The sequence below is a fragment of the Colwellia sp. genome, assembly GCF_013214175.1.
Taxonomy (GTDB): Bacteria; Pseudomonadota; Gammaproteobacteria; order Enterobacterales; family Alteromonadaceae; genus Colwellia.
Window position 1 is genome coordinate 348,734 of the sequence record NZ_JABSPA010000004.1, and the last position, 24,723, is coordinate 373,456.

The following is a 24,723-nucleotide window of genomic DNA, read 5'->3' on the forward strand; positions in this document are numbered from 1 at the left end:
ATTTAGTTGATTATAGCTCGATTCAAAAGCAAAATACAAGTATATTGTGCACAATCTTTTTAGTCAGAGGTATAATATGAGCTTATCAACAACAGCATGCGATCAAAGTGAAGCAGAAACGCCTCAGTTATTATTAAAGAATCAAGTGTGCTTTTCACTTTATAGCGCTTCAAATGCGTTAATTCGTTCTTATCGTCCGCTACTGAGTGCACTCGATCTGACTTATCCTCAATATTTAACCATGATGGTAATTTGGGAGAAAAGTGGTATTAACGTGAAGGATCTCGGCCATGACTTACATCTCGACTCAGGTACATTAACCCCTTTACTAAAACGTTTAGAAGCAAAAGGCTTTATAACGCGCGAACGTAGTGATGAAGATGAGCGTGTTAGATTGGTATTTTTAACCACTCAAGGCCAACAGTTAAAAAGTCAGGCTGAATCAGTACCAGAAGCGATTTTCTGTAAAAGCCAACTTCAAATGGCTGAATTACAGCAACTCAAAGCAAGCTGTGAAAAGCTATTAGCCAACTTACAAAAATAAGAACCATAGCGCTAGGTCTTTAATCTTAAATTTTCACAAAGCGAACATTGATTTTAGAAGGCGCTTTGGGGGCGATAGCGCTATAGAGTATATATCTTAATGTCAGCTATCCCTGAAGGTAGTTGACATAAAAATGGAGTTGTTCGCTCTGATAATTAGGTCTTTTTTGTGGTACAAGTGATCATTCGCTATAGGTAATATACTCCTATAAGACAGATCTAATAATTACAAACTGGGTGTGGCCGCATTGAAGGTAATTGGATGGTCAAGGTAAATGTTATTAGGTGGCAATGATGGTTATACTTTCCAAATAAAGCTTATTTTTATATAAAAGCTATTAAAGCTAAATAACAGTAACAACCCATCAAAAAGGAAGTACTTATAGAAAGTACTTCCTATGTTTATTGGTGATTAACATATAAATTAATACAAAAACTAGTCAGTTACTTGCTAAAAATGATGCCAAACTTATTTTTATCGGCATCCAAAAAATATGCCTCATGTTCACCAATGCCACTTGTTACTGGTTTACCCGCACAGGTAGCACCTAACCTTAACGCCACTTGATAAATCATAGTCACTTCAGCCGGAGAATCCGCTTGAAATGCTACCGTCAATGAATGATTTTTCTGAGCTAACGATGATTTATTTTGCTGACAGACCATTAAACCGACATTATCATTTCGACATTTCCACAAAATTTTAGAATTATTTTGCTTGATCTTTTTGGCGCCAAATAAACCGAGGAATGCATCATAAAAAATCTCAGCATTTGATAAGTTTGCAGTCGGTAATATTATATTACTGATCATTAGATATCCTAAATTAAAGTTAACATAAGTTATTTTTAACAAGGAATATCAAGCCATATAAGCAGCAAAGTCACCAACTGTACTCTGACTGTTGTCAGTAACCTTACAGGTGTAGCTAAAAAAGCAACACCCCCCTTCAAATGAATATTTACCCGTTATTTGTGAATTTCCACCCTTGAATGTCTTGATATTAACTATCCTAAAACATGCCAGTTAAAAGACGCTGAACTGCATTAAAACTTTTACCGCTATGTTATGTCAAAAAACATCACTTAATTTAGAAATAATTCATTGTCATAGGCAGTAGTCACTTGGTCACCAAGTAACTCACTAGGGTAATCAATTTTCATAATATATAACTAATAGACTGTATTTGCTCAATTTTAAACATAAACACCAGCTACTCCCATTAACAAAGTTGAGCTATTGACCCTAGCCTCCTCTTGGTTATTATTCCAACAGCTTCATCAGAAGCTGTATAAAAACATCAATAAAGCTTATAAAAAAACCAATAATAAGGGACAACTTATGAACTATCGATTATTCAATTGCGTATTATCGCTGATGAAAAATATCAGGGTATACGCCGCGATATTTTTATTCACCATGGGATCACTCGCTCAAGTACAAGCTGCTAACTGTAGCCAGCTTAACCAACCGGTTAATTTGTCTGTGGTCAGCAATACTGGCACCGCGGTTACCATCCAGTGGGATGATGTATATGGCGCCAATAGCTACCAGTTACAAACTTATATCAATGGCGGTTATCAGCAAGTAGCCAGTACTAGCAATCAAGCAACGTTTACCAACCTAACACAAGGCTATTACTACTTTAATGTTACCGCTGGCAATGCCTGTGGAGAACAAAGCACAGCAAGTGAATGGTTGCCGGTTGAACTAACCGGCATCGCCCAATGTGTGCCACCAACCACACCAACAAACCTAGTTGAGTCAAACTTAACTGGTAACAGCTTTACCGCTAGCTGGGCAGCTGTCTCGGGGGCACAAAGCTATGAATTACAGCAATGGCATGACTCTTCAGGTTGGTTAAACGTTAGTACAACAACAGCGACAACTTATGATTTTACTCAGCTTGATGCTGGTACAGAATATATACGTGTAGGTGCCGTAAATGATTGTGGAGGCAGTGACTACAGTGGTTATATCACAGTAGTAATAAGTGGTGAGGTGACTATTGAGTGCCCAAGCGCCTTAGCAAAAACACAAGGACTAACAACAAGTAATATCACCAATAACGAATTTACCTTAACTTGGACCACAGTTACTGATGCTGATAGTTATGACGTGCAATTATGGCAAAATGGCGCTTGGTCAACACTCGATAACACCACTGAATTGTCATATCAATTATCCAATCTTGCAATGAGTACAACACAATATGTTCGCATTGTTGCCCGTACAGATTGTGACGAAACCATTACCAGTGAAAGTCAGTGGATAAGCGTTATCTATGATGACAGTGTAGTAATTTGCCCTGAAAGTTTAGCTAAAGCAGCAAACTTAGTAATAAGTAATACCACTGCTGATTCGTTCACGATTACTTGGGATGCAGTCAACAATGCCGATAGTTATAATATTCAGTTATGGCAAAACAGCACTTGGGTAACAGTGGCAAGCTCTAGCAGCACCAATGCAAGTAACAGCTACCAACTAACTGACTTACCGGCAAGTTCAGATCAATATGTACGCATTGTTGCTAAAGCCAGTTGTGATACAAATTTGAGTAGTGAAAGTGCTTGGACTTTAGTTAACTTAGTAAACACCTGCCCTAGCCAACTAGCAACGCCGACAGGCTTAATCTTAAGTGGCGTCAATGAAAGTAGCTTTAATGCACGTTGGAACTCGGTTTCAGGCGCAACAGCTTATAAAATTCAATTATCAAGCAATGGTACTTGGCAAAACTTGGCAACACAGGCCAATGTTAGTAAAACCATCAGTGGCTTAACTGCTGGTTCATATCAAGTTAAGGTTGCAGCGGTTTGTGACAATATTGAAAGTAATAACACCGCCGCACAAAGTATCGTTATTGCTGCGCCACAAAGCTGTAATTTACCTGATGTTAATGGTGGTATTGATATTGGTAAATACGGCGAATATTTTGATGACTTCTCAGTAAGTGGCAATCTTTATGTGCAAGGCAACGGCTTTAATCCGAGTAATTACACCATGAAAGTTACTTGCCAAGGTGATTACGGCCATGTCAGTAATGCCACTGATTACAACGATGATAACTACGTGCCGTTTGCCTATAGCTACTCTCACTTTGGCGCTCGCTCAAGCAATGTTGAATCTATTCAGTTTGAAGTGCGTAGCGGTGGTTATATGTCGCGTAAAACCCTGTCTTGGAACTTAAATATAGGAACACAACAATCTCCAGTACAACCGTATTGCGATAACATTAACCTAGATGCAGATGTTGATGGTATTCCTGATTGTGCGGAAGAAGCCGGAAAAACTTTCTTTGGCATGCCAGTACATACTTGGGGTGCACGTAAAGGTATCACTGACTTATTTATTGAAGTGGATTATATGAGCAAAGCCAGCTCAGGCGATCACGGTACCCAGCCAAGAAAAGAAGTCTTTGATAAAGTAAAAGATGTTTTTGCTAAACAAGGCTACGCGCTGCACTTTGATGTTGGCGGCTTATATGGCTCAGGCCCTGAAAATTATAATCTAGGTGGCGGTCAATCGGTACAATACTCTCCGTGGATTGGTCTCTCAGATTGGCGCAATGAATACAACGGTAACCACGCGGTACCGGGGATGAAAAACAATGATACTTACCCAGGAGTATTTAGTTACATGCCAGTTTATTTTGATAATAAACCAGAGCGTGCTCGGCTATTTTACTACGCCTTATTTGCCAGCTCACAAGCTGCCGGCGGTGAAGGCTCCTCAGGACAAGCACCTGATTATTTTGACCACTACTTCTATGTAGCACTTGGCTCACCATCACAAGCAACAAAGAGCCGCTGGTTCTTAAATGCTGACAATGACACCGAGTTAAACCGCATGATAAACAGTCAGTCTTCGGTATTTATGCATGAGTTAGGACATATATTAGGATTAAGTCATGGCGGTTGGCCAGACAGTTACCCTAACTATGAACCGAACTATAAGCCAAACTATACCAGTGTAATGAACTATGCCTACGCCTTAAGTGGTGTACCAAACAATGGTGTTGGTTTTACCGAAAATGAGATGATGCAAGACCGTCATTACGTGAGTGTCCGCCGTGATAAAAATGCTGGCTGTATGGCATTACTTGAAGATAAATATGGCGCAGGAGTTTCTCGTCGTAACTTCCCTGGCGGCTTAGAAACTAACTGGCAAAGTTATAATTTAGATTACTCTTACGGCGACCATGCCAGCTTTAGTGAAAGTAGTTTCAATGAGGCTTATGTACTTGGCGGCTTAGATCTTAATTGCGACGGCTCTGTCAGTAACCGCAATACCTCGTACAATATTAACTATGATACCCATGCACCTGATTATGTCTCGGGTCGATACGACAATATGCGTGATTTTAATGACTGGGATAATATCTACCTTTATTACCGTCATTTAAATTACTCAACCGACGGTAACTTCTTAATGGCAGCTAATTTAGCGGCTAAACATGCCATTGAACCGGCGAATGTAGTACCGGGGGCAATATCATCTCCGCAATCTGCGCCAATACCTAGTACTACTGCAGTGCCACTAAGACCGGTGCAAACAACGACTAGACCAATTGGTGTACTAGAGCTGCCGATGTCTTTACTGAACACTGAAAAATAGTATTTCGGTACTAAAAGTTGACTATAAAGATAAGAATATAAAAATATCTAGAATGCAATAATCATAATGCGCTTTTGCTTCACGGCTTGGCTGTTTAACAGCTAAGCTACCTAGCAATAGCGCATTATTTTTTCTAATAATGACTCAACATACCTATGCACTTGGCTCAGGACCGTCATCCCCGTGGTGTTTTAATCGGACGTGCCATAGATGGCATTTATTAGACAATGCAGACGGTACAGGAAGTACCTTATTAAAGAATGCAGGATGCACATTCTCCTGAGCTTATTGTCCTGAATCCAGGGTCTAAATAGCAATGGATCTTCGATCAGATACTTCGAAGATGACGTTTACAAAGATTTCCTGAGTAAACTACAGAGGCATGATAAACAATCGGCGCATCATTTTTATCTACTAGCTGCTTTGTTTATTTTACCCTGCTTTGCCGCACTATATTCTGCCTGCATAAATGCCCGAACAGCGATAATGCCCACAGCAGAAATCAAAATAAGCATATTCATAAAACTAGACCAACCACCGGCACTATCTGCCAACCTTCCGCCAATAAAAGCAAAAGCTGCACTGGCGGCAAAACCAAAAGCATCAATTAAACACACCAAAGTTGCACTATGACGACCGCCGTATTCAATAGAGAATATCGACATCGGCAAGTAATAAGCGGGGGAAATCGAAAAAGCGAATAGAAAAATTGCTACCAGCGCCACTAGGTAATTCAATTGTGCGCTCAAATTAAACAAGGGTAAATATTGCAAGGTAAGTACACTCAATAAACTTAGCATCAGCGATATGGTTAATACCGTCCTGATACCCTGCTTTGAAAAGCGATCGTAAAAGGCGATTGCAGCCAACAGCCCGACCAAAGAGCCAACAGGAAAAACGGTAGAGGCCATTGCTGCCTGTGATGGCGTCAACTGGTAACTTTCCATCAAGTAAATCGCGACAAAGTCCAAAAAGGCCATCATGCAAGTGAGCACCATTAACATGATCACCACCAGCCAAACCCTAGGACTTTTTGCAAAGTTCACTAGTCCCGCAATTGTGCCGGTATCTTTCAGTGGGTGATTATATCGGTTCTCTAGCGCCAGTTTTTCTGCCCAAGACGATTCAAGTTTAACGGTATCATGCTCAGTATGGGTATCACTCTCGGTATCAGTACTGAGCGTGATATCGCTAGTAATATTGGCATTACTTTCATCTACTTTAAAAAAGTCAGGTTCTTCGGGGTTTTCTTGCAAATAAAAATAACAACCAACAAAAATAACCAGCGCAAAAGCTGCCGCGATAAACGCTACCATGCGCCAATGCATAAAGCTCAACAGCCAACCAAAAAACAGCGTCGCTAACACCACACTTAAGCGCGAGCTGGTAGCGAGAATACTCCATACTCGGCCATAACCTTGTGGGTGATACCACTGCCCTATCAATTTAGTCATACCGGGCCAGCCGGAAGATTTAGTGCAATAAAGCAGAAATGAAAAGCCAGTAAAGACCATGACATTAGCTGAAAGCCCAAAGGCGATGATAAATAGCGCGGTAAGAAGAATGCCAATTAAAAAAGTAAATCGCCCGCCAAACTTATCGGCAAAGGGACCCCAAATCAGTTTCCCCACCAGCGCACCTAAGGTGCCATAAGCGGCAAAATCGCCAAGATTAGTTTTTGATAACCCCAAGGTCTCATCCACAAGTAAGGCTGGGCTGAGAATAGTGACCATTTGACGACAAATCATCATGGCGGCATAACCCAGGTACATGGATATAATAATATTCATTTGTTGCGGAGGTCGGTTAGACATGATCTATCCCTAAACTGTCGTCACTAATGTCGATGGCTATTCTAAAGAATGCCTATTGCTCTTTAAAGGCTAATTGCTCAGTCTTAGTCTTAGTCTTTGCTTTATCTAGCTTAACTTAAGTTGACACTAGGTTATTCAATCGCTTAGGTCAACTTAGTAACAAATAAGTATTGGCACTAAGCAAGCTTGTTAGCAACTGACTCAACTGCTCTTAATGCTTATTTGATACTAGGTTGATAAAAACCTGATACCTTCTATTTTGATATCCTCTACTTTTATAATTCTCCATTTTGAGAACTAAGAATTAATTACCTGAAAAATCTGCATTTACTTCTATAATTACCGATCTCACCTTTATTTTAAATTTAATTAGAACAGGGATGTACAAAATGAACTCATTATCATTATCAAGATCAACCTCTTCTCGTCCAGACTTAGACTGGAGTCAATTAAAAGAAACTATCCTAATGCTTAATTTAGCCGTTACTCAAATTGATCAATCTATGAATGAAGGCAACGCCTCTGTTTCTACTTTATCGACATCATTTACTGGACTGGCGACAAACTTAAGTGATATTCAGAGCTCTATTGCACAATTAAGTCAACAAAATGGCAGTGCTGAAAAGATGAAGGTAATTATTGAAGGCTCTGCGTCTACGGCCTTGGATAAAGTACATTCAGCGATAATCGCCTTTCAGTTTTACGATAAACTAAGTCAAAGATTAGATCATGTAAGTGGAAGTCTTAGTGCTTTAACTTCGCTTATTAGCAATCCTGAAGAATTATATTCACCTATTGCTTGGCAAACATTACAAGAAACAATCCGCAGCAAATATACCATGGAAGAAGAGCGTCGAATGTTTGATAGGGTTATTTCCGGAGTGCCTATTGAAGAAGCATTAATTGAATTTAACCAAGATATGGCAAACAAAAGTAATTGCGAAGAAGATGAGATCGAACTTTTTTAGCTTGAGACTATATTCTAAATCCGCTCTATTTAGCCAAATAGAGCGTGGTATTAAAAGTTAAAGCTGAGAGCTTACTCAAAGCTAGATAAAGTAAAACCTAGCGCTTAGTTATCTGAGGCTTCTTCTCGTAAAGCCTTTTCCCAATTTACCTGCTCTCCCCCCAACAAATGAAAGTGCAAATGAGCAACAGTTTGACCGCCATTATGGCCACTATTTGTCATCAAACTAAAGCCATCTTTTGTTAACCCCATAACCTTGGCAATTTTAGCCATTGATTTTACTAACGCTATAATTTCTTCATCACTTGCGCTAGTTGAAAAGTCCACTATTGAGCGATATTGCCCTTTTGGAATAATAAGTACATGTACTGGCTTTACCGGATGAATATCCTCAAAAGCTAAAACATACTCATTTTCAAAAATAATTTTCGCAGGAATCTTTCCCTGCAATATTTTTGCAAAAACATTAGTACTGTCATATTTTCCTATACCAGATACTGTTTCATTACCTGCCAGAATATCACTAGAAAAAATCAGTATAAAAATAACAAAAAATAGTTTACTTATCATGGGGTAAAATCATATATATTTTGCGTTAACGAATATAATGAACAGTTTTTCAAATGAAAGGAAGCAGTAAATGAGTCAGTTGAATATTTCCCGCAGAAGACTACTAAAAGGAACCTTGCTTACAGCAGCAACAATACCTGCCGGTGGCATAGCTATGGTAAATGTTTTTCAAAGAGATCGCACAGCCAATGTTGTCGCTCCTTCATTGAAAAAAGGTGATACCATCGGTTTTTTCTCTCCTTCAACGCCAGCAACAAGTTTCGCATTTAAGCGCTTTGAAAGAGCAAAGCACTTTATGGCGAAAAAAGGCTTTAAACTGCAAGCTGGCAGCTTAACTGGCATGTCAGATAATTATCGTTCCGGTAGTATTCAAGCACGAGTAGAAGAATTAAATACCCTGATTCGAGACCCTAAGGTACGCTGCATAATGGCGACAATGGGTGGTATGGTTTCAAATTCTATGTTGCCTTATATCGACTACCAAGCACTGAAAAAAGATCCAAAAATAATAATCGGATATTCTGATGTTACCGCCTTGTTGTTTGGTATTTATGCTCAAACAGGGATTATTACTTACTATGGTCCCGCACTAGTCTCATCGTTCGGTGAAATGGGATACTTTTTAGAGCAAACTTATCAATATTTTTATAATATGGTTGAAAAGCCTAAGCTACCTCATACCATTAAAAACCCAGAGTTTTGGACTGAAGACTATATTGATTGGCAAAAACAAAGCGAAGAGAAAAGTAAAACAGCCAACCAACTACTCACTATAAATCCTGGTAAGGTCACCGGTAGACTCATTGCTGGAAACTTAAATACCATCCAAGGAATTTTTGCCAGCCCTTACATGCCAGATATCAAGCAAGGCGATATTTTACTGATAGAAGATAGTTTCAAAGATGCCGCAACCGTGGAGCGTTCTTTTTCGCACCTTAAAATAACGGGCATATTTGACCGTATTGGCGGGTTAATTCTGGGGAAACATGAGAAGTTTGACGACCAAGGTACAGGAAAAAAACCCTATCAAATATTAATGGAAGTCATGGGTAAAACCAACACTCCCATCCTCGCCGAATATGACTGCTGCCATACACATCCTATGATTACTTTACCTATTGGCTCTATGGCAACTTTAGATGCTGATAAGCAAAGTATTACCATAGAGTCGTTTTTCTAACCTGTAGAATAGAAACCTTAAGTATCAATTGTCCTATCGAACTGTCTTTTTTACTGGTCGGCCAAAGTACAATTTAATGTTCAGATAGGGTGTTATTTTCCAGAAATGTGATTGAAATCAGTAAGAACATTTTTTGTACTAATTTGTACTTAAAAAAAATGGTATAATCAGTTCAATTATTCAACATAGATAGAGAAAAGTAGTAATGCGGATCAAATTAACCCAAGACCTAAAATGTGGAAATGATACTTTTTTAACTGGAGAAGAGTACGAGGCAGTATTGATATTACCTCGTTCAACAACTGTAGAGTTTGTTGCAGATTCAGGTAAAAAAGTCAGAGCATTTAGTTATGAATATGTGAAAGTAACTCCTGCAACAGACATCTAGCCAAATTAATATCATCATAATAATGAGTAAGAGAATCTAAGAAACAATACTGACATTAATTTAGCTGATTAGTGAATTTCACATAATTGACTAAACATCTACAGTTTGACTTCGGTATCGATTGCCATTTATTGCAACATTAAACCAGCCTGGTTTAATGTTGCTTACCTTGAACTTTGAGCCCCACAACGCATTAGAGCTAACCGACTCTTTTACCACAAAACCGAGCTAATATCGGCTCCCCTTCGAGATAGTTGACCACTGCATCAAACGAAAATGAAATAGGTGCAACAGCTCCTTTGATCCAACTTAATAAGCCTCTAGCTCTGCAATTCTTTTATCATAAGTTTCGGCCTCGCTTTTAAACTGTTCATAGTCTTCATTATTTTCCTGTGCAACACGGGCTTTTTCATAATACTCGGCACTTTTCTTTTTATAATAGTCGATCATATTCTTCCTTTGTCTCAGCCTGATAACAGATAAATAAAATTACAGAATATTGATGATTATTACAATAGTTTTTTATTCTACCAAGTTGCATAATTTCGCAACAGGGTTAAGGATCCACAAAGTAGGCATTTGTAACGATGGAAAATATAAACTGACAAGTGCCCGTATTGAGGCTGGGAATGTTCCTATTGGGGTGATTAGGAGACGATCCAGAGGAGTAAGGGATACTGAATATTTCAAACTAAAAATAAGGCAAACATCACTTCCCGCAACGTATTCTGTCTTTTATCCAAAAATCAACCTCACATAACCGGAGAAGAGCCGAAAATATATGGATATTATTTAAGGGATATTATCTCCAATGCCACCGTAGCTGCCATAGAGATTTTTACTCAAAGCAGCAGCTCTCACACGACAAGTTGACGCAGCGAACATATGAACTACCTAGTGAAAGCTGAGCCACAATTTATGCAGATTGATAAAAATTTATGGCGTTATAATGCTAAGGGGCGATTATATGATGCTCTGCTCCTCTATATTTTGTTATCCACTCGAAATAGAGTAATCAATAACTCTGTGCCCATTGGTTGCTCAATTATCTAATTAGATAATTCTGCTTATTAATCTTCAGCATAGAGTTTCTTAAAATTATCTAGATTCCAACCAATCATTACTTCATTACCAATTTTAAGGGCTGGTACAGAGCGAGCCCCTATAGCGTCAAGCTCTTTTCTACCGCGCTGCATTTTGGCATTCGTTAATCTGTATTTAATGCCATTATCATCTAAGTATTTTTGAGCTTCACGGCAATGGGAGCATTTATCTGAAATATATAAAACAACGCGTTTCATCACTAACCTTTATATAACTGTTAAATACTAACTATTTTACTGAACTCTCAATAAAAAACAAAGATGAATTAACCCAACTTTCGATTCTAGACAAAGAAAATTAAGCTACTCCAGTAAACCAAAGGGGTCAAAGCACTTGAAGTAGTCGTTTTTGCTTTGATTTAATAGTTTCAGGTTAGAGCTGCCAACGGCAGCAATGACAATTGCAGTTACTCATTCCTCCCTGATAAGGTATTTAACTAAAGTACACTTTCCACTCCCTATACCTTAATTTTCACCCGCAAACTTTTTTCATCCACCTGGCATCTCTAAAAATATTTTAATATCACTTAAAATCGCATTTTGCCCCCTTTAAAAGGCTATTTCAGGAGATTTTAACCTGTTGTTTTTAATGGGGTTTAATTGGTAGGTGTTTAACTATCTAGATGGTAACCTGCACGCATTATCACTTGGAGGGCTATTGATGCCGACAACTAAAAAAGATTTTATCGATCACGACTTCTCTAACCATGACTTTCAAGGCATGCGCTTTGAGCAATGTAATTTTTATCGCTGTAACTTTAATCGGTCTGATTTATCCGATGTTGAATTTATTGAATGCAGCTTTGTCGAGCAAGGCAGTATTGAAGGATGCCGATTTGATTATGCTAACTTACGTGATACGAGCTTTAAGCAGTGTAGATTGTCCATGTCGAGCTTTGTCGGCGCAAGTTGTTTGGGCATAGAGTTTAGGTCTTGCGACTTGAAAGGCGCTAACTTTGTTAAAGCGAGTTTTGAAAATCAAATTTCACGCCAATCATATTTTTGCGTGGCATACATCACCGGCTGTAATTTATCTTATGCAAACTTTTCTGGTGTACGTATTGAGAAGTGTGACTTATTTGAAAATCGCTGGAATGGTGCCAACCTGCAAGGCGCGTCACTGAGACATTCAGATTTAAGCCGCAGTGAGTTTTCAGAAGATGCTTGGGAGCAGTTCCAAATGCAAGGTTGCGATTTAACACATACTGAATTAAATGGCCTTAACATCAGACGAGTAAAACTTGATGGTGTAAAGATTTGCACTTGGCAACAAGAGCAATTGTTAGAAGGCTTAGGGATCCTAGTATTGCCAGACTAAAATGCATGGTCATTAGTAAGGGGCTGCCAGTTAGAACTTTGCCTTAAAGAGCAGTAAAAGCAGCGCCTACGACGAGTTTGGCGCTATATTTTCTTCCTAGCTTAAGGCTGTAACCGACTCCCTACCAGCGATTACAGTTGGTGTCGAGCTACGAATGTAACGACTAATATCGACATTATCAATTTGTGACTCTGGTAAATATTTACGCGCATAAGTAAGGTAAATACCACTGGTTAATAACAATTCAAAAATCTCAATATCTAAATGTTCATCCAGGGCCATTTTATGCAATATATTGATAGCAACACTAATCGGCTTGGCTTTTTTATAGGGTCTATCTGCGGCAGTTAATGCTTCAAAAATATCACAAACAACCAAGACTCGTTCCGGTACAGATAAATCTTCAGCCTTTAATTTTCTTGGGTACCCCGTACCTTTGAGGGTTTCATGATGCGTTGATGCATAACGCGGTACTCGAGCTAGCTCTGGAGGTAATGGTAGGGCTTCGAGCATTTTAATGGTGCTGATAATATGTTCGTTTATTATGAAACGATCTTCGGCTGTTAGTGTGCCGCGACCTATCGATAAATTATAGACTTCACCTTGATTACCTAAATGTTCAGGTACATCCACCTTAATTTCAAACTCAGCAGGAAATTCAACAGGTTCAGTACGCTTAATAATGTGCTCGGCTTTATCGGCTAATAACGATTCCGTGACCGGCAACGATACCTCATTCATGTTGTATCGAGCTTCTTCTACGGGTGACAATCCCAAACGATCATCAAAATTACGCTGCCATTTTATTTGAGTTAAACTTTTTAACCGCGTGACGTGTGCTTCTTCCATAAACTCGCCACCAACATTTGATTGGGCAATAAATTCAAAATCATCTTGTAGTTGTTGACGTGTTTGCTGTAATTGTTTTAACAATTGCGTTTCTTGCTGTGGCGCAGCGGCTGCCTGTTTTAAAAACTCAATTTCCGCATCACGCCATAGTACTTCAAAACGCATTCTAATCTCATGAATACGATTATAAATTATTTCTAGCTTGGTACCTTTATCAACAATATGTTCAGGTGTGGTGACCTTGCCGCAATCATGCAACCAAGCTGCAATGGTAAATTCACGAACTTCATCTTCACTATGAAAGGTAAAATCCTTACAAATACCCTTGTTTTCATTAGATGCTGCATGGGCAAGTTCAATGGCGAGTTCAGGAACGCGTGCGCAATGCCCTGCGGTGTAATGTGATTTATCATCAATAGCTTGACTAATTATTTTGATAAAAGCATCAAGTAATTCTTGTTGCGCACGTTCATGCTGTTGAATCGATTCAGACATTTCAATCATTGATAGTGATAACTCTTCTATCTCTGAAATGTTGGTTGCTTGATGAGAAATTTGGTCAAACTGGCGATTTTTTATTTTCCAGTTTTGACGGGATAAACGACGAATTGGATTGACAATCGGCGATGCAAAAAACCAAGAGCATGGCAACATTAATAACAGACAAGCACCAGTGATTAACATCGACAGTTTTATTTCATTTAAACTTTCTCCCAAGACACGCTCAATTGGGACTATGACGGCGAACATATCTTGGTGGGTGCCGTTATTGTTTAACGGTTTAACATAGGTGAAATATGATTGACCATTGATCTCATGGATGTTTAGTTGGCCCTGTTGAGATTTTTGATTCGCTATCTCTATTAATTTCGCATAAGGAACAATGCCAGACTGTTTATGTGAGTCTGATGTTTGATTGCTAATCCCCCACTTTTCATCTAACACAGCTTTTAGCTCGGGAGTAATAGCCCCTAATGCCAAATTAATTAAAGCTAATAATTGTGTTTGCTCTTTTTTCATCAATAAATGCAGTGAATTAGGCATATTTAGTGGTAAAAAATCCATATCACCATGAAATTGCACATCGTCAATAAAAAACTGCTTAGCGAGATGTCGTAAAATTAATTTACTATCGATACCCGCATACGCCTTACCATCACGCACCGCATCAAATACGTCTTTTAACAAAGGCACTTCAATAATTTCTACCTCAGGGTAATAACGCTGAATTAAATGACCTATCGACCAGCCTCTGGTGATCGCTAATGTCTTACCCGATAATTGCTCCACGTGAGAGATAGTGTCTTCACCAGGCTTAGTAATAACTGATAGGGGTAAATCCAGAAATGGCTTCGATAAATTACCTAAGGCTTCATTTTCATTATTTAAAAATACCGCCTGTAATATATCAAGTTCATTTTTTTGATACATATCAACTAATTCAGGCCACTCATAACCATTGGTATACTCGAACCGTAAGCCCGTGCTAGCAGCGACTATAGACATTATATCGACGGCATACCCTTGTGGTTTTCCCGCGACAGTAAAATCTATCGGCGACCAGTCGATAGAGTTAGAAACTTTAATCGCTGGGTGTTTAGCAACAAAGCGCTGTTGCTTTAACGACAATGCTAATTTGGGCACTGCTAATAATGATTTCTCTAATTGACTCGCTTGATTAGAGGCAATTATTTCGCCGGTCTTTTGATATAGATAGATTTCTCCATCAGCGCTAATTTCCTCTTCTTTCAAATAGGTAGATATTGATGACAGCGCAATATCTACAGCGAGCACAGCTGATGTACCAGGAATAATGGTTGAATATGTTTGACCAGGAGCTTTTAGATGTTGAAAGAGATAGGGGTCGGTCTTATGTACTTCACCGGCTTTAGCCTCGGTATACCACGGACGTTTAGCCGCATGATAATCACTGCTCTCAACATGAGCTACTCGTAAATTAAAGTCTTTATCAAAATATGACAACTCACGCAGACGTGTTTTTTCATCGCCAATCACAGTAACCATCACCCAACGGTCTGTTGGCCCAGCATTAAAACCTCGCCTAACTTCAAGGCTAGACTCCAAGTTAACTAATTCGTAAAAGTCGCCATTTTCGAAACCTATATAGGTTGCATAAAACGCGGGGGTATTTTGCATTACCTGGGCAAAGAGTTGCTGAGTTGCATTACCTATCCATTGCTGATCTAAGATATGTGGGTAGCTAGACAAGAACTTAGTTGATTCAATCGCGCGCGTATCCAGTGCTTCTAAATAGGCGCTGGTTTGTGTCGCTGTTTTATCGTAATAATTAAACGCTGATTCAGTGGCCATGCTTTTACTAAAGTAATATTGCAAACTAATGGCAACACCTGCCGTTAAGGCATTGGCTAAAATAAAGACGGTCAAAACGGTGAACCGAATAGAATATTTAAGCTTAATTATCTTGGTTAAATTATACACAGAGCTTCCTTTCTCATTATGATAGTTTAATTATCAACCACATAATCCAATAATTCCCCCTTTAGGTCAATTAAATTTAAAGCTTTGTTTTATATGTATTTAGCTAAAAAAGGCCCGTTAGATTATAACGAGCCTTCTTTAGCATCAGCCCCAGTATTTATCTAAGTAAAGTTCTCCTTATCTTTGATAATGGCTCTTTAGCAGAGCTTTATTATCGCTATGTTCTAAATTACGTTCATGAGCTTTAGCTAAAAATCCCAGCTATTACATCATCACTCTCTTTTTAATAGGTGAATGATATTGGCATTAACTATTGACAAGAGACTGATGGTCACTTAAATTACACTTAAGAGACCAGTGGACCCTTATTTAAAATATATGAATTGGCAACGAGCAAGAACAGACGAAAAAAGAAATGAACGAAAAGGCGCTATATATAAGGCGGCTTTTACACTTTTTAAAAAGAGCGGTTACGACAAAGTAAGTTTTAATGGCATTGCAGTTGAAGCGGGCTTTACTAAATCCAATATGTATCGCTACTTTAGTTCCAAAGAAGAGATTTTTTTAAATGTATTTGCTGACTTATTTGAAAGTTGGGTTAATGAATACAGTAAGCAATTGCAAACTCTCGAGCAGGATGTACAAGTAGAAACCTTTGCATACGCTTGGTTTAATTCAATGTTATCTCATCCAAGATTGCTAGATTTAATGCCAATTCTTTTTGTTTCTCTGGAAAGAAATAGCTCATTTGAACAGCTACTTAAATTTAAGCGCTTAGCGATGAATTTACTCTATAGCACCACCCTCGATATCAGCAGAATATACCCAGAAATAGCAGGTGAAAAAGCGTTTAAGTTTCTAACGCTAAGTTATGCCGCAACCGCTAATTATTGGGCTGCAACGATGCAAAGTGATGCACTGAAGAAAATATATCAACTCGATGAGTTCCAAGCATTAAAACCAGATTTTGAAAAAGATTTAACCACATCAATTGAAATCATTATTCGGGGTTTAAGAGCAAGTTAATCAGACAACAGCGGCTTGGCTAGCCATATTCAGACAGCTGAAAACATTTAATTTAAAATAAGGAAATATATCATGGCGCATCACACTGAAAACACCATCAAAGTTAATATCTCAGTAGAAAAAATTTGGCAAGTATTAGAGGACTTCAGCAGCGTAGAAAAATTTGCTGCAACGATAAAGTCATCACCCATTGTGAACGATATCAGCTCTGGATTAGGCGCAAAAAGATTATGTACCTTTACTGATGGCTCAAGCTTAGTGGAAGAGATTATTGAATACCAAGAAGGCCAAGGTTATAAAATGGCGCTTTCTGAGTTTTCGCTACCGTTAAAAAGTATGCAAGCAGAAATGCGTGTCAAAGCAATTGATGCAAACAGCTGTGAACTATATATGTCTGCGAATTTTGTTGTTAAAGCTGGCCCATTAGGTTGGTTATTGGGACAGTTAATAATGCGACCTGTGATGAAAAGTGTTTTCAAGAAAGTTATGACTGGCTTAGCATATCACTGTGCGACGGGAAAACGCGTTGGCGAAAAACGCCCTGCCAATGAAGAGCTAGCTACAATAATTATCAGTTAACTTATTTCCTGCTCTTTATTTACAGATACATATTTATAGTTCTTTATAGCTACCTACTCACAGGTACTTAATGAATAACAAAGCATTGCGTCTGTAACTTTATTTAACCTCAATAAAAACGGTAACAACAGCTGTTGTTACCGTCAAAAGCCTGTAAATACTTCGTTTTATACTATCAATATGCTATTACCTAGGTATTAATCAGGCATTACACTAAGTATTAATTTACTGCGATGTAATTACTGTAACTACTGCTACCACAAGCATTGCTGGCACTAACTTGTAGGTAGTTGCTTCCGCCAGGATAAAGTTTATCAACACTTACTGAAGTATTGGCACTACTAGCGGTATCAACCCACTGACCATTCCACAGCTGCACATCATAACTTGTCGCACCAGCCACTTGGTTCCAGCTAGCATCAAATTGATAATAAGTAGAATTGCTATAAGTTAAGCCCGTTGGTGTAGTTGGCGCGGCAGTACATGAAGTAGCCGCTAAAGTAATAGTGAGCCAACTGCTTGCCTGTGGCTCATCATCACAATTGTTATGTGCTACCACACGGGCATAAGCTGTTGTTCCTGTTAAGCCGGTAATATCATGGCTAGTTCCATTTACATTAGCGACAGTTTTCCAAGCACTGGTGTCTTGATTCCAAATTTGCACTTGATAATAATCAGCACCAGTTGTTGCTGACCACGTTAAAGTAAAACCATCGCTACTAATATTGCTAGTTACTGGCTCTGCTGGTGTGGCAATACCATCACATTGGGCAACATCTGCAAGTTGCACATGAATATAATCACTGTAATCACTGCTACCAGCATTATTTTTCGCTTTAACATGCACCCATTGATCGGTATTGCTTAATCCAGAAATATTAATGGTATTACTGGTGCTTGTGCCTGCCGATACCCAACCGGTATTATCAAGCCAGCGCTCAACATCATATTGGCTAGCACCACTGACTGCGGACCATGTTAGGTTAAAGGCGCTATTAGTAACGGCACTTGCAACTAAGTTACTTGGCGTTGCTGGTAAGGAAGGGTTTACTCCGCCGCCGTATAAATAGCTAGCGGCACTAAGGTCTTTATTACTTAACACTTGCGCAAAGCCCATAACACTTAAGTTAATTGAACTGTCGGTCGGCACCATAGTGGGGTAACCATTAATACTAAAGGCGGTAGAGAAATAATGCATGATGGAGTAATAGTCATAACTGCCATGGTCCATGCCACCAGAGCCCATTTTTTGGAAGTTATACTGCATGCTAGATGAGATGTTACTCCAATTTATAGTAAGGTAGTTATCGCGGTCATTGCGTGATTGCTCATGATAAAAACCGACCGCATGGCCAATTTCATGCACCGCTGCACCATTACCACAATTAGCTGCTAAGCCAAGATTTTGCACACCACCTTGACGGCCGATCATTGAATAACAACCGCCAGCATTGATCATGTTAATGTATGAACCTTCATTCGTTCTTGCTACTAATTGAATGCCCGTACCACTATTATTCCAATGATCAATAGCATAATAAAGCGCATTGCGCGCGCTGCTAGATAAGCTACTGCTCATTACATATGGCACTACGCCATTAGGCCATACCGCTCCTGAGTTAGGATAGATAATGGCAGCATTGGCATTAACATCACTTTGGTAAACCTGCTGGGAGTTATCCACCACGATTAAGCCATGTTTGAGCAATTCTTGAGTATTACCTAATAAGATATCGCCAACAAAGGCTTGGCCATCAATATCTACCGCAGTAATTTCATTACCGTCATTGGTTTTAATTGTTACCAGTTCGCGGCCTTCACTGGAAAAACCCATCAGGTTATCTTTGTCTGTACGGCTACTATCGGCAGCAAATGCCATTGAGCTAGTAAGTAAAGTGGCTGCAACAATACCAGCGCTAATTCCAGCACTAACTCCAGCGCTCAGACCTGATTTAATGCCTTTAGTAAGTAAAGATGATTTATTCATGATAAAGCTTCCCTCTATTATTATTGTTAACTTGTTTTTATTGGTTATTACTTTTTATGACTTGTTATTTTTTATGAATTGTTATTTATCATTGCTAGTTACCAATATTTTATTTCACTAAAGGTTTGTCATAAAAATAATATTTTATGACAGGTTTAAAATGTGATATTTAGGCTGATAACTCGCCATTAAAAAACTAGCAAAACAATAGTTACATGGGTATAAGCAAAGTTACCAACAGACAACTAAGGGCATTCAAACGAGTGAATTTGGTGATTAAAATTTAGCCGGGCGGCAATAGGTAAGAATATGTTTTAAGCAATGACTGATAGCTGCTAAAGATAAAATAGATAACTTTACTTGTTAGTACTTATACCCAACGGATTAATCATCCGTAGAAAAGACCAGTACAAACAAGTAAAGCTGATAATTTTTGCTTAGTGATTAATATTTACCACTAATTACTGAACCGTAAGGTAGTCACTATATTCACTGCTACCGCAGGCATTACTGGCTTTAACATGGAAATACTCAGCATTGCCGCCGTTGAGTTTATCCACCGATACCGCAGTACTAGCGCTTGTGCCTGCATCAAGCCATTGACCATTCCAAAGCTGAACTTGATAACTTGTCGCTTCAGCCACTGCTTGCCAGTTAGCGGTGAAGTTACTTAAGGTTAGCGAAGAAAAACTTAAAGCTGTTGGTACATTTGGCGCATATTGACATGACTCTGCCAGTGTTATGCTAAGCCAGTCACTGGCTTTGGGTTCATCATCACAATCATTACCAGCAACGATACGTGCATAAGTAGTAGTGCTTGTTAAACCGCTGACGTTATAATTGGTAGTAGTGACAGTTTCGATAGTCTGCCACGATGATGTTGCATCCTGCCAAAGCTGTACTTGATAAAAATCAGCGCCGGTTGTTTGGCTCCAATTTAAGGTAAAACCACTGGCACTAATATTACTCGCTGTTGGTTTTTCCTGTACAGCAATTGCACTACAAGTTGCTATATCCGCTAAGACTACATAAAGATATTCGCTAAAAGCGCTACTTCCTAGGGTGTTGTTGGCTTTAACATGTAACCATTGATCTTTGATTACTAAACCATTAACGGCAATTGAAGCGGTATTGGTGTTGCCAACACTAACCCAGCCATCACTATCAAGCCAGCGCTCAACACTATAACTACTCGCTTGCGCTGAACTTGCCCAAGACAAAGTCATAGAATTATTGGTAACAGCACTAGCAGTTAAATTTGTCGGCACCGCTGGTATTTCTAAATCATTAGTCAAAGACACCATTAGGCTTATTGAAGGATCACTGCTACCACAGGTACTTATTGCGCTAACCCTCACTTGTAGATCTGCGCCTGCGCTCAATCCTGTTAAGCTAGCTGAATTTTGTGTAACCGTTGCTTTATCCTGCCAACCGCTACCATCATTCACTTCAATTAGGTAACTGCTAGCATTTGCTGTAGCCGCCCATGAAAGTGAAAATGCATTACTGCTGATATTACTGGCGACCAACGCCGTAGGTACTGTATTGCTACAGCTGCCATTGGTTTTAATGCTCCAGCTGTGGCTTGCTTGAGTATTCTGATAATCATCTTTAATAACTTTGTCGGTATTGTCTTTTACCTGAGCCACTAAATTAAATGTGCCATTGCCTAATACATCAGCGTGGATTGTTAATTGCTTGCCTGATGCCTGAAACACTTGGTCAATATACCAGTTCACTTGCATAGTATCGGGATTAGGACGCACTGTATTAACAGTAAAAGTTTGCTGCTGTCCTGCCAGCATTTCTATCATATTGCTTGTAGGAGTTACACTGTCTATTGGGCTGACAAAATCATAGGTTCTTAATACCAACGCTTCTTCATTCACTTGATAAAAAGGTACACCTAGGTGGTTCATCATAGAATCATAAGTAGGACGATACATGCCGCTGGTACAATATCGAGCACCTTGATAAGCATCTACATTACTGGCACTTAACCAATGTGACCATTTACTACCATAAGCGCTTGTGGTGACATTAGGCTCAAAGGGCTCTGACGTGATACATGTACCGTTAGTATATTCATCACCTAAATGGCCAAAAGAATGCCCTACTTCATGTAGTGCTAAGTCGATTGCCGCTGGTGCTAATGACATGGTCGCTACTGTGCCACCCGCGCCACCATAAGTAGTGGTATTTACCACCACCACCACTTGGTCTGCTTGATGTGATGGCATAATGCTATTTATATAACTGAGCACCTTGCCTTCATCAACACACAAAAGACGGTCAATACCATAACAACCAAAGTTTGCACCAAAACGGGTATCGATTGGTCTGCCGCCAGTACCTGCCCCGGTTTGGTTTGACGCAACTTCTACTCGCCAAACGTTATAGAGGTTTTTATATTCTTTGTAGGGCGGCACATCAAAGTAACCATTAACAATATTATTCACATCGGTAGAAAACTGCGCTAACTGGTAATTGGTATAACCTTCACTTAAAAAGACTAAATCAACTCGGTTAGTTGAATCGCCATTATCTAAGACTTTTATCACATTTGAACTGGCCGCATTTTGGCTCATTGCTTTACTGTTAAGGCTATCGCTAATAGCAGCTTGGGCTTGTGGAAGCTCGAGAGTGATTTCGTCAAGCTGTTGTAAAACAAGCTGGTTTTTTTCTTGTATTGGTTGGTAAATTTTTACACTATGGAGTTTATTATCATCTGGCAATATCAAGTTTAAAACCGCAGAAGGCCTTTTGATATCTTTTGAAAAAGTCATAGCGCCAGTGCCTTCATCAAAAACTTCAGCACGAAAATACAATGGGTTTTTAATAATTTGTCGACTCAATTCATTACCCTGTTCATCTAAAGACACCGCCACTAGATCTTGTAAATTGAACTTCGCTTTACTTTGACTGACCGGGCTTTGACTAACCCGGTTAAGCGTTAGCGATGGTTGCATGGATTGATTCGTTTGACTGGCTTGACTGGCTTGACTTGCAGTGTTGCTACTTTTTTTGTCGCTGTTTGCTGTTTTATCCGCTGTATTTTGTGCTGTTCCGTTTTCGCCATTAATCTTTGCTTCTGTGAAGCTGTGTAAGGTTAAATTAATTTGCCTATTTCCGGCATCTGCATAAGTCGATAGACAGCAAGATAGGGTTAACAAAACCTTGGCCACTTTTTGTAATAAAGCCATAATTACCTCTGATTATTTTTATTGTTTTTTGATTCGCTAAAATACTTACCAGCGAGTGATTAATACAAAATCAAATAAGTTAATAACTTAACTAAACAATAAAAAGTAGCGCAGATGTTCTCAACTGCTGACATAGGGTATTAAAAGCACAAAATTGGCAGATCAAAATCTATCAGCTCAACATTAGTTTGAAACTGATAGATGGGTTGATAGGTATAATTGATAAATATGACTGATATTAACTCAGCTTATTCCACGGTAAGGTTTCTAAACAGGTGAGCAAAGCTTCGACTTACCGCCAGTGGCTCTACTAATTTTTTCATATGAGCATGCATCTGTTCTGCGTCAGAGGTTTGCACATAGTCGAGATGTTCAATACTCAAGATAGTACTGCGATGTACCTGCCAAAAAACATCAGGGTCAAGTTGCAAAGATAAACTTTTTAACGGCATACGCACGAGCGCTTCTCTGTCCTTGGTCAGCACTTTGACATAACGACCACAGGCCTTAAAGCAGATAATATCTTTAATATCTAATAACCAGAATTTACTGCCTATTTGAATTTTAAGCCATTTTAAATAGCGGTCATTGCTCGATGAAATATTGCCTAATAGTTGCTTTATGTCGATAGGTGTTGAGGCCAGGCGGACATTAAGCCTATCAATACAATCCTTAAGACGTTTATCTGAATAGGGTTTTAACAAATAATCAATAGCGCCAGCTTCAAAGGCTTCTATAGCATATTTATCATAGGCGGTAATAAAAACTACATGGCAATTATGTTTACTTTGCTGAATAACTTCTATGCCGGTTAAGTCACCCATTTGAATATCTAAAAAAACCACATCAGGCTTCAAAGTGTCAATGGATGACAGCGCATCTTTGCCACATTTAACAGAGGCAATGATATTGCCTTGTGGCCAATGGCTTTGTAATTTTCTCTCTAGGTTTAAGCGTAATATTTCTTCATCTTCTGCGATAACAATATTAACCATTAGCGGGTACCTCAAGTTGCGCACAAGTATTTTTATTCGGATTACAATCGATACTAAATTTAGCTCGATTACCATAAGTAACCTCTAAACGCGCAATAAGATTAGCAATACCGGTACCGTGGGATTTATCTTTTAATATGCCGACGTTATCGGTAACCGACAGCATCAATGAATCTTTATTATGCAAGCTGGCACTAATAATAATCAGCCCTTGGCCATTATTTTTTTCCACCGCATGTTTAATAGCATTTTCAACGAGAGTTAATAGTGACATTGGTAGAATAGGATAATGCTGCAAAGTTTTAGGAATATCTATTTGATAAGTTAACTGCTCACCAAAGCGGATTTTTTGAATATTAAGATAGCGACGAATCATATCTTCTTCTTCAGATAAGTTAATAAACTTATGGCGATATTGATGTACGGTAGAGCGTAAATACTCGGTCAACTCTTCCAGTAAATGTTTAGCCTTTTCGGCATCGTAATCAATAAGGTTATGTAAGTTGGCGAGGGTATTATAGAAAAAATGTGGTTCAATTTGCGCTTGCAGCAGGTGTAGCTCCATTTCAACTCGCTCTCGTTCAATGGACTGTTCGGCAATTTGTTGTTTGAGCATTTGAAATTTTGGCTGAGACTCCCTACTTTGCACATAGATAATAAGCATTATCGCCCAAGCAGAAAATATCAGCGTTGACAGTGAGTAGATAGTTACTTGAAAGATAGGATGCAGTGAGCTTTCATTCCAAGGTTGGCCGGTAATGAAAATAAACGGGTAGCTTACCGCAAAGGCTAACAAACCTATCATGGCGATGCGAGCAACTGACATTTTACTATCGGGCCCACGAGACAAGATTAAATAGGAAAAAGCCAGGGAAAAACCTAGGGTATTCATGGTTTTAAAATAACCATAAAATTCAGCAAAGAAGAAATCATAACTGCTTTCAACCACGGTCAGGTGATAAACCGTTTTGAGAAATGCACACATAGAATTAATAAAGAAAACCACCAATATACTCTTTAAAGAAATAAGAGATGCAATGGTTTTTAATCTGCTCGAAACATGACGCATAGTAAATTTTGCCTAAATGGTAAAACAGTTTGTGCTGATGTTTATCAGCGAACTCTGT

General features: G+C 38.9%; 19 protein-coding genes. 9 read left to right on the forward strand and 10 right to left on the reverse strand.

Features of this window, described 5'->3' with window-relative positions; genetic code table 11:
- Positions 1–76 precede the first annotated feature (76 nt).
- Entirely contained in the window at positions 77–544 is a 468-nt protein-coding gene (locus tag HRT55_RS12715) for a MarR family winged helix-turn-helix transcriptional regulator (RefSeq protein WP_291621775.1), read from the forward strand.
- A gap of 443 nt (positions 545–987) precedes the next feature.
- Here the strand turns inward: HRT55_RS12715 and HRT55_RS12720 are convergent, their stop codons facing one another.
- Positions 988–1,356, reverse strand: coding sequence for a hypothetical protein (locus HRT55_RS12720; RefSeq protein WP_291621777.1), 369 nt, complete (start codon positions 1,354–1,356; stop codon positions 988–990).
- Positions 1,357–1,884: 528 nt separating this feature from the next.
- Between HRT55_RS12720 and HRT55_RS12725 the strand changes: the two genes are divergently transcribed.
- A complete protein-coding gene (locus tag HRT55_RS12725; protein ID WP_291621779.1) occupies positions 1,885–5,157 on the forward strand; it encodes a fibronectin type III domain-containing protein in 3,273 nt (1,090 codons plus the stop codon).
- A 407-nt stretch (positions 5,158–5,564) separates the two neighbouring features.
- On the opposite strand, the gene HRT55_RS12730 is transcribed toward HRT55_RS12725, so the two are convergent.
- A complete protein-coding gene (locus tag HRT55_RS12730; protein ID WP_291621781.1) occupies positions 5,565–6,971 on the reverse strand; it encodes an MFS transporter in 1,407 nt (468 codons plus the stop codon).
- A gap of 389 nt (positions 6,972–7,360) precedes the next feature.
- On the opposite strand from HRT55_RS12730, the gene HRT55_RS12735 reads away from it, so the two are divergent.
- Complete coding sequence (locus HRT55_RS12735) at positions 7,361–7,939, forward strand: hypothetical protein (RefSeq protein WP_291621783.1); 579 nt, start codon at positions 7,361–7,363, stop codon at positions 7,937–7,939.
- Positions 7,940–8,043: 104 nt separating this feature from the next.
- Here the strand turns inward: HRT55_RS12735 and HRT55_RS12740 are convergent, their stop codons facing one another.
- On the reverse strand, positions 8,044–8,508 hold the full coding sequence (locus tag HRT55_RS12740) for an HIT domain-containing protein (protein WP_291621785.1): 465 nt from the start codon (positions 8,506–8,508) through the stop codon (positions 8,044–8,046).
- Positions 8,509–8,578: 70 nt separating this feature from the next.
- Between HRT55_RS12740 and HRT55_RS12745 the strand changes: the two genes are divergently transcribed.
- Complete coding sequence (locus HRT55_RS12745; RefSeq protein ID WP_291621787.1) at positions 8,579–9,688, forward strand: S66 peptidase family protein; 1,110 nt, start codon at positions 8,579–8,581, stop codon at positions 9,686–9,688.
- 205 nt (positions 9,689–9,893) lie between these two features.
- Positions 9,894–10,076: a hypothetical protein gene (locus HRT55_RS12750; protein ID WP_291621788.1), complete on the forward strand. Its 183-nt coding sequence runs from the start codon at positions 9,894–9,896 to the stop codon at positions 10,074–10,076.
- Between the two features lie 309 nt (positions 10,077–10,385).
- Here the strand turns inward: HRT55_RS12750 and HRT55_RS12755 are convergent, their stop codons facing one another.
- Positions 10,386–10,526: a hypothetical protein gene (locus tag HRT55_RS12755; RefSeq protein ID WP_291621790.1), complete on the reverse strand. Its 141-nt coding sequence runs from the start codon at positions 10,524–10,526 to the stop codon at positions 10,386–10,388.
- 52 nt (positions 10,527–10,578) lie between these two features.
- Between HRT55_RS12755 and HRT55_RS12760 the strand changes: the two genes are divergently transcribed.
- Positions 10,579–10,836 carry a transposase gene (locus HRT55_RS12760; protein ID WP_291621792.1) on the forward strand — a complete coding sequence of 86 codons (258 nt, stop codon included), beginning with the start codon at positions 10,579–10,581 and terminating at the stop codon, positions 10,834–10,836.
- A gap of 310 nt (positions 10,837–11,146) precedes the next feature.
- Here HRT55_RS12760 and HRT55_RS12765 read toward each other — a convergent pair whose 3' ends face one another.
- Positions 11,147–11,377, reverse strand: coding sequence for a glutaredoxin family protein (locus HRT55_RS12765; protein WP_291621794.1), 231 nt, complete (start codon positions 11,375–11,377; stop codon positions 11,147–11,149).
- 463 nt (positions 11,378–11,840) lie between these two features.
- Between HRT55_RS12765 and HRT55_RS12770 the strand changes: the two genes are divergently transcribed.
- Entirely contained in the window at positions 11,841–12,497 is a 657-nt protein-coding gene (locus tag HRT55_RS12770; RefSeq protein WP_291621796.1) for a Qnr family pentapeptide repeat protein, read from the forward strand.
- A gap of 96 nt (positions 12,498–12,593) precedes the next feature.
- On the opposite strand, the gene HRT55_RS12775 is transcribed toward HRT55_RS12770, so the two are convergent.
- The gene (locus tag HRT55_RS12775) at positions 12,594–15,806 is read right to left on the reverse strand and encodes an HD domain-containing phosphohydrolase (protein ID WP_291621798.1); all 3,213 of its coding nucleotides are present in this window, start codon (positions 15,804–15,806) and stop codon (positions 12,594–12,596) included.
- A gap of 357 nt (positions 15,807–16,163) precedes the next feature.
- Between HRT55_RS12775 and HRT55_RS12780 the strand changes: the two genes are divergently transcribed.
- Together HRT55_RS12780 and HRT55_RS12785 are read left to right on the forward strand one after the other, a co-directional pair.
- Positions 16,164–16,832, forward strand: a complete 669-nt coding sequence (locus HRT55_RS12780) for a TetR/AcrR family transcriptional regulator (protein ID WP_291621799.1) — start codon at positions 16,164–16,166, stop codon at positions 16,830–16,832.
- A 72-nt stretch (positions 16,833–16,904) separates the two neighbouring features.
- Entirely contained in the window at positions 16,905–17,411 is a 507-nt protein-coding gene (locus tag HRT55_RS12785) for an SRPBCC family protein (protein ID WP_291621801.1), read from the forward strand.
- A gap of 220 nt (positions 17,412–17,631) precedes the next feature.
- Here HRT55_RS12785 and HRT55_RS12790 read toward each other — a convergent pair whose 3' ends face one another.
- The 4 genes from HRT55_RS12790 to HRT55_RS12805 all read right to left on the reverse strand — a co-directional run bounded on the left by HRT55_RS12790 (position 17,632) and on the right by HRT55_RS12805 (position 24,665).
- Positions 17,632–19,398, reverse strand: coding sequence for a M12 family metallopeptidase (locus HRT55_RS12790; protein WP_291621803.1), 1,767 nt, complete (start codon positions 19,396–19,398; stop codon positions 17,632–17,634).
- A gap of 461 nt (positions 19,399–19,859) precedes the next feature.
- On the reverse strand, positions 19,860–22,601 hold the full coding sequence (locus HRT55_RS12795) for a M64 family metallopeptidase (protein ID WP_291621805.1): 2,742 nt from the start codon (positions 22,599–22,601) through the stop codon (positions 19,860–19,862).
- A 248-nt stretch (positions 22,602–22,849) separates the two neighbouring features.
- Positions 22,850–23,596 carry a LytTR family DNA-binding domain-containing protein gene (locus HRT55_RS12800; protein WP_291621807.1) on the reverse strand — a complete coding sequence of 249 codons (747 nt, stop codon included), beginning with the start codon at positions 23,594–23,596 and terminating at the stop codon, positions 22,850–22,852.
- Positions 23,589–24,665: a sensor histidine kinase gene (locus tag HRT55_RS12805; RefSeq protein WP_291621809.1), complete on the reverse strand. Its 1,077-nt coding sequence runs from the start codon at positions 24,663–24,665 to the stop codon at positions 23,589–23,591. The genes HRT55_RS12800 and HRT55_RS12805 overlap by 8 nt, the downstream gene beginning before the upstream one ends.
- Positions 24,666–24,723 lie beyond the last annotated feature (58 nt).